Annotated in this window: 16 protein-coding genes and 1 pseudogene; 7 read left to right on the forward strand and 10 right to left on the reverse strand. The window is 68.3% G+C overall.

What is annotated here, in order from left to right; genetic code table 11:
• Window positions 1–956, forward strand: a 956-nt coding sequence (locus NBRGI_RS17385; RefSeq protein ID WP_029897593.1) for a Dyp-type peroxidase, incomplete at its 5' end; no start/stop codon positions are given.
• A gap of 46 nt (window positions 957–1,002) precedes the next feature.
• Here NBRGI_RS17385 and NBRGI_RS17390 read toward each other — a convergent pair.
• From NBRGI_RS17390 to NBRGI_RS17400, 4 genes and pseudogenes are all read right to left on the reverse strand, one after another.
• Window positions 1,003–1,308, reverse strand: a complete 306-nt coding sequence (locus NBRGI_RS17390) for a hypothetical protein (protein WP_029897595.1) — start codon at window positions 1,306–1,308, stop codon at window positions 1,003–1,005.
• A 161-nt stretch (window positions 1,309–1,469) separates the two neighbouring features.
• Window positions 1,470–1,826, reverse strand: coding sequence for an HdeD family acid-resistance protein (locus tag NBRGI_RS49920; protein WP_370627780.1), 357 nt, complete (start codon window positions 1,824–1,826; stop codon window positions 1,470–1,472).
• Between the two features lie 67 nt (window positions 1,827–1,893).
• Window positions 1,894–2,055 (reverse strand): annotated as a pseudogene (locus tag NBRGI_RS49925) (HdeD family acid-resistance protein); the annotation flags it as partial.
• 76 nt (window positions 2,056–2,131) lie between these two features.
• On the reverse strand, window positions 2,132–2,575 hold the full coding sequence (locus tag NBRGI_RS17400) for a VOC family protein (RefSeq protein ID WP_029897597.1): 444 nt from the start codon (window positions 2,573–2,575) through the stop codon (window positions 2,132–2,134).
• Window positions 2,576–2,752: 177 nt separating this feature from the next.
• On the opposite strand from NBRGI_RS17400, the gene NBRGI_RS17405 reads away from it, so the two are divergent.
• Window positions 2,753–3,742 carry a glycosyltransferase family 9 protein gene (locus tag NBRGI_RS17405; RefSeq protein WP_029897599.1) on the forward strand — a complete coding sequence of 330 codons (990 nt, stop codon included), beginning with the start codon at window positions 2,753–2,755 and terminating at the stop codon, window positions 3,740–3,742.
• Window positions 3,743–3,783: 41 nt separating this feature from the next.
• Here NBRGI_RS17405 and NBRGI_RS17410 read toward each other — a convergent pair whose 3' ends face one another.
• Entirely contained in the window at window positions 3,784–4,101 is a 318-nt protein-coding gene (locus NBRGI_RS17410; RefSeq protein ID WP_029897601.1) for an ArsR/SmtB family transcription factor, read from the reverse strand.
• Window positions 4,102–4,284: 183 nt separating this feature from the next.
• Between NBRGI_RS17410 and NBRGI_RS17415 the strand changes: the two genes are divergently transcribed.
• Both NBRGI_RS17415 and NBRGI_RS17420 read left to right on the forward strand, forming a co-directional pair.
• Window positions 4,285–4,983 carry a M23 family metallopeptidase gene (locus NBRGI_RS17415; RefSeq protein ID WP_029897603.1) on the forward strand — a complete coding sequence of 233 codons (699 nt, stop codon included), beginning with the start codon at window positions 4,285–4,287 and terminating at the stop codon, window positions 4,981–4,983.
• A 198-nt stretch (window positions 4,984–5,181) separates the two neighbouring features.
• On the forward strand, window positions 5,182–6,219 hold the full coding sequence (locus NBRGI_RS17420; RefSeq protein ID WP_029897605.1) for a hypothetical protein: 1,038 nt from the start codon (window positions 5,182–5,184) through the stop codon (window positions 6,217–6,219).
• A gap of 28 nt (window positions 6,220–6,247) precedes the next feature.
• Here the strand turns inward: NBRGI_RS17420 and NBRGI_RS17425 are convergent, their stop codons facing one another.
• The gene (locus NBRGI_RS17425; RefSeq protein WP_081869103.1) at window positions 6,248–6,583 is read right to left on the reverse strand and encodes a hypothetical protein; all 336 of its coding nucleotides are present in this window, start codon (window positions 6,581–6,583) and stop codon (window positions 6,248–6,250) included.
• 286 nt (window positions 6,584–6,869) lie between these two features.
• On the opposite strand from NBRGI_RS17425, the gene NBRGI_RS17430 reads away from it, so the two are divergent.
• From NBRGI_RS17430 to NBRGI_RS17440, 3 genes are all read left to right on the forward strand, one after another.
• Window positions 6,870–7,205, forward strand: coding sequence for an RNA polymerase-binding protein RbpA (locus NBRGI_RS17430; protein ID WP_014986090.1), 336 nt, complete (start codon window positions 6,870–6,872; stop codon window positions 7,203–7,205).
• A gap of 112 nt (window positions 7,206–7,317) precedes the next feature.
• Window positions 7,318–7,614: a hypothetical protein gene (locus NBRGI_RS17435; RefSeq protein WP_029897610.1), complete on the forward strand. Its 297-nt coding sequence runs from the start codon at window positions 7,318–7,320 to the stop codon at window positions 7,612–7,614.
• Window positions 7,615–7,652: 38 nt separating this feature from the next.
• Window positions 7,653–8,834, forward strand: coding sequence for a hypothetical protein (locus tag NBRGI_RS17440; protein WP_029897611.1), 1,182 nt, complete (start codon window positions 7,653–7,655; stop codon window positions 8,832–8,834).
• 56 nt (window positions 8,835–8,890) lie between these two features.
• On the opposite strand, the gene NBRGI_RS17445 is transcribed toward NBRGI_RS17440, so the two are convergent.
• The 4 genes from NBRGI_RS17445 to NBRGI_RS17460 form a co-directional block, all read right to left on the reverse strand.
• Window positions 8,891–9,445 (reverse strand): flavoprotein, encoded by a 555-nt coding sequence (locus tag NBRGI_RS17445; RefSeq protein ID WP_036559597.1) that lies wholly within the window; start codon window positions 9,443–9,445, stop codon window positions 8,891–8,893.
• A gap of 114 nt (window positions 9,446–9,559) precedes the next feature.
• Entirely contained in the window at window positions 9,560–11,392 is a 1,833-nt protein-coding gene (locus NBRGI_RS17450; RefSeq protein WP_029897615.1) for a hypothetical protein, read from the reverse strand.
• Between the two features lie 24 nt (window positions 11,393–11,416).
• Window positions 11,417–13,141, reverse strand: a complete 1,725-nt coding sequence (locus NBRGI_RS17455) for a hypothetical protein (protein ID WP_029897617.1) — start codon at window positions 13,139–13,141, stop codon at window positions 11,417–11,419.
• A 341-nt stretch (window positions 13,142–13,482) separates the two neighbouring features.
• On the reverse strand, window positions 13,483–14,265 hold the full coding sequence (locus NBRGI_RS17460) for an ABC transporter permease (RefSeq protein WP_029897619.1): 783 nt from the start codon (window positions 14,263–14,265) through the stop codon (window positions 13,483–13,485).
• Window positions 14,266–14,271: the final 6 nt, after the last annotated feature.

The raw sequence follows: 14,271 nt of genomic DNA on the forward strand, positions 1-14,271 counted from the left end.
ACGACATCATCGGCATCCTGAAGATCTGGACCGGTGACGCCGCCCGCCTCACCCAGGGCCGCCCGGCCTTGGCCGACACCGAACCCGAACTCGCGCAACGTCCGTCCCGGCTCACCGTCACCATCGGGCTGGGCCCGGCGGTGTTCGCGAGCGTGCCGCAGCGCCGACCGACCTGGCTGCGTCCGTTGCCGCCGTTCGCCATCGACCGCCTCGATCCGGCGTGGAGCGACGGCGATCTGCTGTTGCAGGTGTGCGCGGACGAGGCAACGACCGTGTCGCACGCGGTGCGCGTGCTGTGCCGCAGTGTCGCGTCGCTGGTGCGGGTGCGCTGGGTGCAGCGCGGATTCCGGGACGCCGCCCCCGGCCGGACCCCGCGCAACCTGATGGGCCAGGTGGACGGCACGGTGAACATCGCGCCGGGCACTGCCGATTTCGATCGGCTGGTCTGGGACGACGGCGCCGGGCAGCCCTGGCTGGCGGGCGGCACCTCGCTGGTGCTGCGGCGGATCGCGATGACGCTGGACACCTGGGATGAGATCGACCAGGAGGGCAGGGAACTCACCGTCGGCCGGAGGGTCGACACCGGGGCTCCGCTCACCGGCACCGAGGAATTCGACGAACCGGATTTCGCCGCGGTCGACGCGAACGGCATCCCGGTCATCCCGCCGTCCTCGCATATCGCCCGCGCGCATCACACTCACGACGGGGAACGTTTCCTGCGCCGCGGCTACAACTACGACGACGCCCCGGCGGCCGGTCAGATCTCGAACTCGGGCCTGCTGTTCGCCGCGTACCAGCGCGACGTGGACGCCCAGTTCCTACCGGTGCAGCAGCGGCTCGCGCAGTTCGACGCGCTCAATGTGTGGACGACGCCGGTGGGTTCGGCGGTGTTCGTCATTCCGCCGGGGGTTGCCGCGCCGGGCGGGTACATCGGGCAGTCGCTGTTCGAATCATGAGGCGGGGGTCCGCTGCCGGCCGCGGCAGGCAGCGGACCGAGCCGTTTTAATCGACGAAGACGCTGCCGCCCTTGGGCAGGTAGCCGATCGTCGCCGGCGGCACCTCACCGAAGGACGCTCCCGAGCAGTCGCCGCTCGCGTACGCCTTGATCGCCCGGTCGGTAGCGTTGCCGACGGAGATCTGCAGCGTCGTGTAGAAGTTGTCCTCGGCCTTGATGCAGCCGACCGGGTTGTCGTGCGCGGTGTTGTTGATGGTCACCGTGCCGGTCGCGGCCTGCGCCGTGCCCGGTGCCAGAAAACCGACCGCACCCGCGAGGGCGATCGCACCGACAAACCCAGCAGTACGAAACATTCGTGCCTCCAGTTCATTTCGATGTCGACCAACCCCGATGCCGACCTCGGTGTCTATTGCGCCTGCATTCTGACACGAGCACGGTCCCGGCGGAAAGAGTGCAGGTGAACGCGGTGCGGCCGCCGTGCCCAGCGGGACACGGCGGCCGCGACAGCGAGAATTCAGATTCCGGAGTGCTGAAGCCGCTTGGCGTCCTTGCGAACTCCGAACGCCGTGATCATTTCCATCACGCCGAGCACGATCAACCACACGCCGACCACGACGGCCAGCGTGGCCACCGACGACAGCGGCCACGCGATCAGCACGATGCCCGCGATCACGGTGAGCACGCCGAAGAACACGGTCAACCAGCGGCCCGGCACGTCCGGCTCGGACAGCGCGATCATCACCGCCGCGACGCCCCGGAACAACCAGCCGATCCCGATCCAGATGGCAAGCAGCAGAATCGAAGTCAGCTCGTCCCGGAAGCAGAACACGCCGATCGCGATGGACAGCACGCCGCTGATGAAGGCCAGCACCCGCATCCCCGGTGCCGGTCGGCGCGCCGAAGGCGGCCATCAGCTGCAGGAAGCCGCTGACCACCAGGTAGATGCCGAACAGCACACCCGCGGCGAGCAGGGTGACGCCGGGCCACACGAGAATGATCACGCCGAGGATCACCGAGAGGATGCCGGTGACCAGAATTGTTTGCCACGCACTGCGGGCAAGAGACTGCAGAGGACCCTCGAGCACGCTGTTTGTCGTCATGATCAGATGTTAGGCCCTGCTACCCGGGTTCCCTGGACATTTGCTCACCGAACCCGCAGCGTCGCGCTACCGCGAATTACCCGCCGTTTCCGCCGGGCGCGCCGGGGCCGTCCGCGTCGGCGACGATATTGACCATCCAGCCGGTGCCGAACCGGTCCTGGCACATGCCGAACTCGTCGCCCCACATCTGCTTCTCCAGCGGCACCGATACCGTGCCCGCGGCGGCGAGCCGATCCCAGTAGCCGCGCAACTCCGCGGCGTCGGAACCGCTGAGGCTGATCGAAATGCTGCTGCCCGGTTTGTATTCCATGCCGGGCGGGGTATCGGCGGCCATCAGGGTGAACCCGCTCGGGGTCTCCAGGACGCCGTGCATGACCAGCTCGGCACCGGGCGCCTGTTGGTCGCTGAATTCGCCGAAGGTGCTGATGGTCAGGGTGCCGCCGAACACGTCGCGGTAGAACTCCAGAGCTGCGCGGGCCGTGTCGCCGAAACTGAGGTACGGGTTGAGCCGGGAGGTCATGTCACGAGGTTAGTTGTCCTCAGCACCGGGTGCGATAAGTAACGCCTGGCGCGCCGGGGTTTATCGCCGCTGGAGCTCGGGTAGTTATCTCTCAATGGCTCTCGTCGGGTGCGCTCTCCTGGGGTGAAACGGATGCGGGTCACGTTTTCGTGGGTCCCGGGTGGCTAGGAGAAGAGGGTGGCGGTTGTACTCGTGCTGCAGGCACGTGGGCTCGGTGATCTACTCACCGCGGTCCCGGCGCTTCGTGCGCTGCGTCGTGCCAGGCCACACGACCGCATCGTGCTCGCCGCGCCGCCTCGCCTCAAGCCCATCGTCGACCTGATCGCCTCTGTCGACGCGATGGTGCCCACCGCCGACGCGGGCGCCCTGCGCTGGGACGCGCCCGGACCGCAGCTGGCCGTGAACCTGCACGGGCCGAGCACCGAAAGCATTGTGGCGCTGGAGAAGACCGAGCCGGGGCGCATCCTGAGCTATCGCAATCCGGCGTTCCCGGAATTGTCCGGCCCCGAGTGGCAGCCGGACATGCATCACGTGGACCGCTGGTGCCACCTGCTGGAATCCGACGAGATCGTCGCCGACCGGCGCAACCTCGGACTGGTGCCGCCGGTCTCCACCACCAGCCACCGGGACTGCGTGGTGGTACACGTCGGCGCGGGCGCGCCCGCCCGGCGCTGGCCGCCCGACCGGTTCGCCGCCGTCGTCCGGCACCTGCTGGTGCTGGGCCGGGAGGTGGTGCTCACCGGCGACGAATACGAGCGGGAGATCGCGCTGAACATCGCCGCGCGCGCCGGACTACCGATCGGCCGGGTACTCGCCGGGGAACAAAACCTGACCGAACTGGCCGCCACCGTCGCGGAGGCGAGCCTGGTGGTCTGCGGCGACACCGGGGTCGCGCACTTGGCCACCGCGTTCGGCACCCGCACCGTCCTGCTCTTCGGCCCCACGCCGCCGCGCTGGGCCGGGCCCCCGCCGCACCTGCTGAACCGCCACGCCGTGCTCTGGGCCGGGCAACTCGGCGACCCCTACGCCGACACCCCCGACGCCGGCCTGCTCCACATCGGCGTCACCGAGGTCGTCGCCGCCGTCGACAAACAACTCAGCAAGCGCAACTGGCCCGGCACCGGCACCCAACAGTCCCGTCGCACCCCTTTCCGCCGCGTCGGCTGAGCCCCTGCGCAGAAGGATTGCGGCGGAACAGGTTTGGTTACTCAAGGGTTGGCGCGGGCGGTTTGGAGGGCGGCGGAGTAGGCGGCGAGGGCGCTGGGCCAGAACTGGTCGAGGTAGTCGCGGGCGTCGCTGAGACCGCGGGGGTCCAGGGAGTAGAGCCGGCGGGTGCCCTCGGGGCGCATCAGCACCAGGCGCGCCTCGCGCAGGACACGCAGGTGCTGGGAGACCGCCGAGCTGGTCACGCCGGTGACTGCGGCGAGTTCGCCGACCGAGCGCGGGGCCTGCGGTAATGCCTCGAAGATGGCCCGCCGAGTCGGGTCGGACAACGCCTCGAGCGCACGAACTCCATTAGTCGCCACTTAAACAGTGTGATCAACTGGCGACCGCACGGTCAACTCGGCGCATTACGGAATTCCCCAAGGTGAGCACGCGAGGCGCGCCGCCTCGTTACCCATTCGTGACCAGCGAACTGGGCTTTCGCACCCCTGTGACGGTTGCCACAGGATTGCGGAGTCGCTGTTCACCTCCCGTACGTTCATCTCATGCCCGTGACCGTTCCGTTATCTTCACGTCGGGGCGCGACCCGGACCCGGCGCCGCCGCGCCGCCACCCGCGCGGTGGCCGTGTCCGCCGTCGTCAGCGCCTCGCTCGGGGTGCTCGCCGCCGCCGAGCAGACCGGCTCCGGCCACCTGACCGCCGGCGCCCGCGCCGCCGCCGACACCGAGGTGGCCACCCAAACCGCGTTCACCGCGTTCACCCCGCGCGAAGCCCAGATGCCGCAGACCGTCCCGGAGAGCGTCGTCTGGGAGCAGCACCGCCTGGCCGTGGAGGCCGCGCGACCCAAGACCGTTCGCCCCATCGCGGGCATTCTCACCTCCACCTTCGGCATGCGCTGGGGCGCGTTGCACGCGGGCCTCGACCTGGCCGACGCGATCGGCACGCCGATCGCCGCGGTCACCGACGGCGTGGTGATCGAGGCCGGACCGGCCAGCGGCTTCGGCATGTGGGTGCGGGTGCAGCAGGACGACGGCACCATCGGCATCTACGGCCACGTGAACGACATCCTGGCCACCGTCGGCCAGCAGGTTCGCGCGGGCGACATCATCGCCACCGTCGGCAACCGCGGCTTCTCCACCGGCCCGCACCTGCACTACGAGATCCACACCGCGGGCGGCGAGCCGATCGACCCGCTGCCCTGGCTCGCGAGCCGCGGCATCGACATCCTGCGCAACACCCCGTAGTCCCACCCCTTCGCGAGTCGATGAGGGGCTGGCGAAACCCGGAGCGGTTCGGCCGCGATCGCGTCACCGTCGACGCGCTCGCGGCCGAACCGCCTCCGTGCTCAGTACCCTGGTACTAGACGCGACACCTCGGGTACTAGACGCGAATAGCGCTGCGGCGGGACGTCTTCCACGGGTCCCGCTTCCTACCGTCGGTGCATGGCTACCACAGATCTGGCCGCCGGGCCCGGCGCACCGACGCCGACGAACCGGCCGCACCCGGGCGCCGCCGGGCTCGTCCGGACCGCCGCCCACCTGCATCGTCCGCTCATGGTGTCGGTCGCCTTCATGGCCGCCCTCGCCGTCGTCTCCGCAATCGGCATGCTGGTCGACGACCGGCAGTTGCTCGGCGAATCGGTCTGGCTCAAGCCGTTCAAGTTCGGCTTCGCCTTCACCCTCTACAGCGCCACCCTCGCGTTCCTGCTGTCGTTGCCGCACAAGGGAAGTCGCGCGACCTGGTGGCTGGGCACGGTGTTCGCGATCACCGGCGTGCTCGACGTGGGTTTTATCGCGGTGCAAGGCGCGCGCGGCACGTTCAGCCACTTCAACAATGTCGATGCCGACCCGGTCAACCAGATCGGCCAGCAGATCTTCATGTCCGGTGTGCCCGGCCTGTTCCTGGCGAACCTGCTGATCGCGCTGATCCTGTGCTGGCAACGGCTGGTCGACCGGCCGACCGCGAACGCGATCCGTTTCGGACTGCTTTTCGCCGTGGCCGGCATGGCCATGGGGTACCTGATGGGTTTTACCGGCAAGCAGCTGGTGCGTGACGCGGACGGCGAGGTCGTCGAATTGATCGCGGGCCATACCGTCATCGATCCGGCGCTGCGTGACCTGTCCCCGCGCGACGCGGCCCCCGGCATGCCGATCACGCACTGGAGCACGATCGGAGGCGACCTGCGCGTCCCGCACTTCGTCGGGCTGCACGGCATCCAGGTGCTGCTGCTCGCGGTGCTCGTGCTGGCCTGGTTGGCGCCCCGCTACCGGTGGCTGCGGGCCGAACGCACCCGCGCCGCGGTGATCGGCGTCCTCGGCCTCGGCTACACCGGGCTGCTCGCCATCGTGTTCGCCCAGGCGATGCGTGCCCAGTCGCTGGCCCACCCGGACGCCACCACGCTGCTGGCGTTCGGCGGTGTGGTGGCGGGCGTCGGCCTACTCCTCGGCGGAATCTATCTGCGCCATCGGCATACTCCGTGAGGTGCGCCGCCCAGGGCCGCTGTCGCGCTCAGCGCAGCCGTTCAGCGTCGCGGGCCAGTTCGACCAGGGCTTTGCCGAGGGTGGCCAGCTCCTCGTGCGAGGCGCCCTCGTCGATGGCGATGGCGACGTCTTCGGCGGCGCACCGGGCGGCGAACCAGCGATCGGCCAGATCGGTGGCCTCCTGGGCGCTGAGCACCACGGAATCGTCGGGAATCCCGGTGCCCTTCAGGCTGTTGCGATGCTCGTAGGCCCGCTGACGACACGACTGCCGGCAGTACCGGCGACGACGGCCGGCCTCCGACTCCACGATCTCTCGCCCGCACCACAGGCAGGACAGTTGACGAGAGTGACGACGATCAGAGATTGAACACACCCCCCTATCGAGAAGTCAGGCAGGACAGCAAGCGGCGCGACATGACGCAGAACCTTAACGGTTCGGCGGGCGCGGACCGGTCAGCGACCCTCGCCGAACCCGCCGACCGCGGGCGTGGCGCGGCCCCCGCGCCGGTGCGACTACAATGGAACGGTTCCGCGGCCGCGACGGGAACTATCGGCGCAGGCCCGTACGCTGTACCTGAGGTCGAGCACGAGAACGTTCGTCCGGACCCGGTCGCAGCAACAAGACTCGAGCACACAGGGAGAGGCACACCATGGCAGATCGCGTACTCCGGGGCAGTCGGCTCGGAGCGGTGAGCTACGAGACCGACCGCGACCACGACCTGGCGCCGCGTCGGATCGCCCGGTACCGCACCGACAACGGGGAAGAGTTCGACGTCCCCTTCGCCGACGACGCCGAGATCCCGCCGACCTGGCTCTGCCGCAACGGTCAGGAGGGCATCCTGATCGAAGGCACCACGGTCGAGACCAAGAAGGTCAAGCCGCCGCGCACCCACTGGGACATGCTGCTGGAACGCCGCAGCAAGGAAGAGCTCGAGGAACTCCTCAAGGAGCGTCTCGACCTGCTCAAGACCCGCCGCCGGGTGTAAGCGACACCGCAGAGGCCGTCCGCATCGCACGATGCGGGCGGCTTTTCGCATTCCGGGGCCGGGCTGCGGATCGAAGGGGTGTCTTGCCACGGCGCACCAGCAGACTCCCGAAGTGCAGCACGAACTCGGCACGGAACTCGTGCGGTCGGTCCGCGCGGCGCATCGCTCCGACCGCCAGTTCACTTGGCAGGCGCGTAGTTCCGGTGGGGAGGCACTGTCGGTCAAGGCTTTTCCCGCCGAGGGTCACATCTTCCCCACGAGGAGTGACGCTTTCACCTTGCTCTCCCTCATCGGCCGGTTGGACACGCTGTTGCACGCACCAGTGGGCAGCGTGGTTGCGCGGATAGGTCGGCTGCGCCGCGAAAGCCGGGGCACCGCAGGGAAATACCTGAGCCCGTCGGCTGGTTGATCCGAAGATCAATGCCGGAGGCGGGGCGGAGGCGAGGGATGAGCTATCGGCGACTCGCCACCCGCGAAATACTCGCGTGGTCGATCGTGTCGCTCGCCGGAAAGCTGCCGATCGCGATGGCGCCGCTGGGCCTGGTGTTCCTCGTCAGGTCGACCCCCGGCGGATACGCGCTCGGCGCGGTCCTGTCCGCCGGGTACGTCCTCGGTGAGGTCATCGGCGCGGCAGTGCAGGGAATGTGGTTGCGTCAACACCAGATCCGACCACAGCTGGCCGCCGGTTTCGCCGTCGGCGCCGCCGCGTTCGCCGGTCTGGCGTCGAGCGGTTCAGCTCCCGCACCACTGCTGATCGGACTGGCCTTCCTCGCGGGGTTCGGCCCCGCCGGTTCGCCCGGTGGGATGCGCTCGATGCTGATCGGGCTGGTGACGCCGCCGGACGTGCCCCGCGCGCTCGGCGTCGAAGCGATGCTCACCCAGGTGATCTGGGCCGCCGCGCCGGCGCTGGTGGTGTCGCTGGCCACGGGTTTGTTCCCTGCGGCGCCGCTGACACTCGCGGCGATCGGCGCCGCCGCCGCGGCTGTGCTCATCTTCCTGCTGCCCGGACAGGCCGCGGCCACGGTGGAGCAGACCGAAGGTAGTTGGCGCACAGTGCTATCCGGTTGGCCGATCTATCTGACCAGTGCCGCGGCGATGTCGTTGCTGGCCACGGCCGAGCTGGTATTGCCCGCGCTGCTGGAGTTCCGGGGTATCGAAGTGCGCTGGGCCGGGCCGATGCTCACCGCGTTCGCCGTCACCGGTGCGGTGGGCGCGTTCTGTTACGGCCTGCGCGAGTGGCCGGGAACGGTTCGGGTGCAGGCGTTGATGCTGCTCGTCGTCACCGCGGGTTGCGTTGCACTGGTGGCGATTACACCCGGCCTCGGGATAGCGGTCGCGCTCGCCGCGGCGGGACTGTTCCAGGCGGCGGTGATCGTCGCCCGCAATCTCGCACTGCGCGCGCAGCTGCCCCCGCACCTGCACGCCGCCGCCTATTCGGTGATGTACGCGGTGGGCGGCATCGGCTACGGGCTCGCCGCCACCGTGTCCGCGCTGGTTCTCGCGCACACCGCGCCGAGCAGCGCCATCCTCGGCGGCGTCGTGATCACCCTCGCTTTGACCGCGATAAGCGCTCTCGCCGAGCGATTCGCCGCCGCGGCGGCGAAAGAGCCGGTCCGGACCCCTTCGTGAGCAACGAGACATGGTGGCGGCGAAACCCTTGTGCCGCCGCCACCATGTCCCGCTGATCACGCGGGACGCGGTCGCCAGGGGTGCTGCAACAGGGACTGCCAGGCACCGGCCCACGGGAATCCGGCGGCGGCCTGGGCACCGGTGGCCGGTTCGTGCGGTGGATCCTCGGCCAGCACCGTCACACCCCATTCCGACAGCTTCCGGATCGCCTCCCCGATCGGCGGAAAGCTGATCAACGCACGGTTGGCGAAGGGCACCGCGACCACGGGCAGGCGCAGGCCGACCGCCTCCACCAGCAGGCCGAGCGGCAGCGTGTCCGAGATCCCGGCGGACCACTTGGCCAGCGAGTTCGCCGTGATCGGCGCGACGATCAGCCCGTCGGCCGGCGGCAGCGCGTCCGGCGCCTCGGGCTCCTTGTACTGACTGCGCACCACGTGTCCGGTCCGCGCCGCGAGCCCATCGGCGTCGATGAACCGCAACCCGTCCGGCGACGCGATCACGCAGACTTCCCAGCCGTCCACCTGCGCCAGATCCACCAGCGTCCCCACATCCCGCGCCACCGACGACCCTGTCACTATCGCGTACAGAACCGGGCGCCCCTGTTCATTCATCCCCCCCATCGTGTCAGCAATCCCACCCTCGAGTGCGGCGGCACCGCACCGCAACGGCTCCGCACCTTTCCCAGGCCAGGCGAAAGGTGCGGAGCCGCTGCGGTTTTCAGATCACTACTGGGTCAGGAAGTTCGCGATCAGACTGCTTGCCATCTCGGGCATCCCGTTGTTCTGCTTTTCCGCGGCGGTCATCACGTCGTAATGCCGATAGCCGGGAATGATCTTGGCGTTGGCGGGCAGGATGCCGCCCCAACCCGCGTTCTGCAGCGGCGAATCACCCGAGAGCAGCGTCAGATTGCGCCGCCCCGCCGGCGTGCTCTGCCAACGATCGCCGTGCAGCAGGAAGTTCAAGACGCCGCCGGTACGGTTCTGCAACTGACGCAGTTCACCGTCGCGTCCGATGCCGAGCGCGAACACCGTGTCGGTGATGATGCGCAGCGGCGTGTACTCCTCGAAGAAGTCCGTGGGCTGCCGTCCCGGATTCATCGCCCGCGCGAACTCCGCGATGTCGGTGACTTCGTGATCTCGATCGGTCGGCTGGCCGTGCACCGGATCGATGCCGTCGATGGTGGATTCGGGCACCTGGTCGTAGTTCTTCCAGCCGCACAGCTGGTTGTGGTCGGCCGGGGTGTAGTTCTGCCCGTACCCGACCCGCAGCGGAATGACGAACAGGTTCGGTCCGAGAATCGGCACCGAAGCGAGCCCGTTGGGCAGCGGGTATGTCTTGCCGACGGTCGGGCAGTCGTAATAGCCGAGCCCGGCCTGCATGACGTACTCCGCCGAGTTCTGGTCGAACAGCATTCCCAGCGCGGCCCGGTTGGTGAGCCGGAAGTCGCGCGGCAGGTTGTTGCCGGTGAACAGATCCAGATAGTCCTTGCCGTACATGAGCCGCAGCCAGGGCTCGGTGCGCAGATCGACGGGCACCAGATTCTTCAGATCGCTTTCCTCGTCCGGCTTCTGGTCCGCCGCCATGCCCGCGAGGTAGTAGACGTTCATGATCTCGCTGGCCGCGGTCACCGGCCACTGCGCGGTCCCCAGACCGTTCTTCAGCAGCAGGTCGACACCGTTGCGGACGGCGCCGCCCACCGCGGAGAAGAACGCGTCCAGCGGCGGCGCCCCGGCGAAGCCCGCCGGGTCGGTCATGGCGAATCCGTCTTCGGGGACGATGCCGCGACCACACAGGCTGTAGCCCGCGTCCTCGGTGGTGGCCGGATTCTGATCGAAGTCCCATGCCATCATCGGGCCGGTGAGGAAGGCGCCCAAAGAGTGCCCGCCACAGGCCATCTTGTGCCGGTCGGCCGGATCCGGCAGCAGGTATTCGATGACCGCGCGCCAGTCGTCCATGGTCAGCGCCAGTCCGTATTCGCCGAGGTAGTTCAGATCCTGCGAGGTCTGGTATCGGTAGGTCTTGCCGTCGATCGGCTTGCCGTGGAAGTAATAGTCGGCCGCGACGTGGTAGTCCCCGGCCTGCTCGGCCGCGACCCACCCGGTGCGGTCCTCGGCGCAGTTGGCTCGTCGATCCAGCGAAATGTATTCCACGGACTTGCCGTTCGCCGCGGCCTTGCGCACGACCTGCGGGCCTTGCGGATTGTTGTTCGCCGCGCCGGAGAAGGTACCCGGCTGCACGCTGAGCAGTGCGTCGGCGTCCGACGACCGCTCCGGCCCCTTCTTGGACCGGTAGCGCACGAACGAGATCCAGTCACACGCCTCGGGATGGGCCATCGTGGAGTATGGGCTCGGATAGTGCAGTCGCACATAGGTGGCCTCGACATCGTCGCCGAGGCCGGGATCGGTGAACGGGGTGACCTCGGCGCTGTCGGCGCCCCGCGAAACCGACGGAGCGGCAACGGAAGACGGAACGGGCAGGCCGACGACGAGCAGTACCGCCGTGACCGCCAGCGGCATGCCGACAGACAGCGACACTCTGATACGACTGGTGAGCTTCATGACTCCGCTTTCGGTGAAATGTTGTCAGCCAAGGGTTTTGACGAAGTCGGCCAGAGTCTGCGCGCTGGCGTCGGCTTTGCCGTTGTTCTGCACGCGGGCCGCGCCGATCGTGTCGACGTGGCTGTACCCGGGCAGCGTGACCACCTGCGCGGTCGGCGGTGGCGGCACGACGATGCCGACGCCCTGCTGCACGAAACCGTCACCCGCATAGGCGATATAGCTCGGCTTGGTGCGGGCCGCGTTGCGGTAGCGCAGGTTCGTCATGTCGCCGCTACGAGCGCCGCCATATCCCGCTCCGATATCGATGTACAGCCGCGCGGGAAAGTAGGTCTCCCAGTACGCGTACGGCGAGCCGGTAGCGAGTTGCCTTGCGGCGTCGCGAATATCGGAGGACTCGTGGTTGGGCGAGGTGTAGGGCACCCCTTGCACGTTGTCGTAGTTGCGCCAGGTGTAGAGCACGTTCGGATCGGTGGGCCGCACCCGCGGCTGCGGACCCGCGATCACGCGCAGGAAGCCGCCGAGCAGCGGCACCTGGGTGACCGAACCGGGCACCGGGAACGTCTTCTCCGCCACCGGCCCGCCCGCGATGGCCCCGACCCCCTGCTCCCACAGCGCGAAGTTGGCCGAGTTGTTGTCGATCAACTCGCCGAGCAGTGCGGTGTTGGTGAACCGGAAGTCCCGGATGGTGCCGGAGCCGTCCGCGCCGTTGGTGGCGAAGGACACCGGCGATCCGGAGAACAGGTAGTCGAGCGTGAAATCGAGATCGAGATCGTGCGGCAGATGCGCCATGAGCCGGCTTTCCGCATCCGGCTCCAGATAAGCGGCGAGACCGGCCAAGCGGAGAATCATGAACGTCCGGCCGCCGATGATGGGGGCCGAGACGAGCGAACGGGGCAGCACGCCGATATTCGCGACAGCCTTCACCACATCGTTGGTCGGGCCGACGATCGCGTTGGTGATGTCGTGCAGCAACGGCGTGTTCTGGATCGCGACCGGATCCGAGGTGATCATCGTGTCCTGCGCGGCGAACGCGGCGCACTGCTGGTATCCGGCGTCGTTGGTGGTGGCCGGATTGCCGTCGAAGTCCCAGTCCGCGAAGAACCCTTGGACCAGCCCGCCGAGCGAGATGCCGGTGCACACGTATTTCTGCTGCCGGCTCGCCTGCTCCGGGATCTCCGACAGCATCATCTCGTACTGATCGCGGATGAACCGCTCCATGCCCATGGCATCGAGCACCGCGAGTTGCGGCGAATCCTTGAAGCCCGGGAACACCTGGCCGTCGAGCGGCTTGTGGTTGAAGTAGTAGTCGACCGCGTCGAGGTAGTTGCCCGAGCGCAGCGCGTAATCGAACCCGAACGATTCGTCGAGGCACTGGCTGCGCCGCGCCAGGGCCCAGAACTCGACGTTCTGACCGTTCGCGCGCGCGGCGACGACGGTGTTCGCGGCGACGCTGTCGGAGTTCACCGCGCCGCCGTTCGCGCCGGGTTGCTGCACGATCACCTTGTCGGCGTCGGCGGAATGCTCCGGGCTACCGACGGCCCGGTAGCGCAGATATCCGGTGCGATCGCAGACCGCGGGATGCGCGGCGGTCCCCGCAGGTAACGGCAGGAAATAGCTGACCTGCGACACGATCACGCCGTCGCGCACCGCGAGGACTTCCTCTTGACGATCGGCCGCGCTGCTGACTGGGACAGAATCGTCCGCCGCCGCGACACCCACCGGCACGGCCAGACTCGCCGCGGCCGTCACGACTCCTACCAGCACCGACCAGCGCAAGGCTGCACGTACCGGGTATCTCCGGCGAACAAAGGCATCCATAGCCACTGACCGGCTCCTTTCGTTCCATTCGAAGGACGCGACGCGGGCAGCCGGGTATCATCGACCGCTTCGTCGACGATGAGCACACCATCCGTGCCAGACAGTCAGCTAGTGGCATTCGCCCAGAACATTCCGATCGGCAGTAGTGCAGATGCAAGGGTCGCGCCCGCAGCCTGCGGATTCGTTCCGGCTTTCGGCCGGAAACGCCAGAGGCTCCGCACTCCCAGGATGCGAGCAACCTGGGAGGCGGAGCCTCGTCGGGATTCGGGCGCTTAGTGGCTGGCGACCTTGCGGTAGCGCAGCAATGCCAGTGGCATGGCCACCGCGAGGATGACGAGCGAGCACGCGATGGCATACCCCACGCAGTGGTCAGCGGCCCAACCGGTGGGCGGTGCGAACGACGGCGGGGCGTCGTTGTCGAAGAGTTTGCGCCCCGCGGCCGAGACCGCGGTGATGGGGTTCCACTCGGCGATGGTGCGCAGCGGACCCGGGAGCGTTTCCGCCGAAATGAAGGCCGAGGAGATGAACGAGAGCGGGAACATCCAGATCAGCCCGGCACTCTGCGCCACCTCCACGGTCGGTGAGATCAGGCCGGTGAGCGCGCCGACCCAGGACATGGCGAAGGCGAAGAGCAGGATGATGCCGAACGCGAGCGCGGCGTCGGCGATGCCGCCGTTGATCCGCCAACCCACCAGATAGCCGCAGCCCACCATGACCGCGACGCTGAGGATATTGACCACCAGGTCCGACAGCGTGCGACCCATCAGCACGGCCAGCCGGGACATGGGCAGGGTGCGCATCCGGTCGATGATGCCCTTCTGCAGGTCGCCCGCGAGCCCGACGGTGGTGAACGCCGCGTTGAAAGCGACTGTCTGGGTGAAGATTCCGGCGAGCAGGAATTCCCGGTACTGGCTGCCGCCCAGCGAGGCGCCGAAGATGTAGGCGAACAGGAACACGAACATCAGCGGCTGGATGGTGGCGGTCACCAGCAGCGTCGGCACCCGCAGAATGGTCAGCAGGTTCCGGTAGGCGACGATCGCGCTGTCTCGGAAGATTCGCAG

This window comes from Nocardia brasiliensis IFM 10847 (assembly GCF_000710915.1).
GTDB classification, from domain to species: Bacteria; Actinomycetota; Actinomycetes; order Mycobacteriales; family Mycobacteriaceae; genus Nocardia; species Nocardia brasiliensis_A.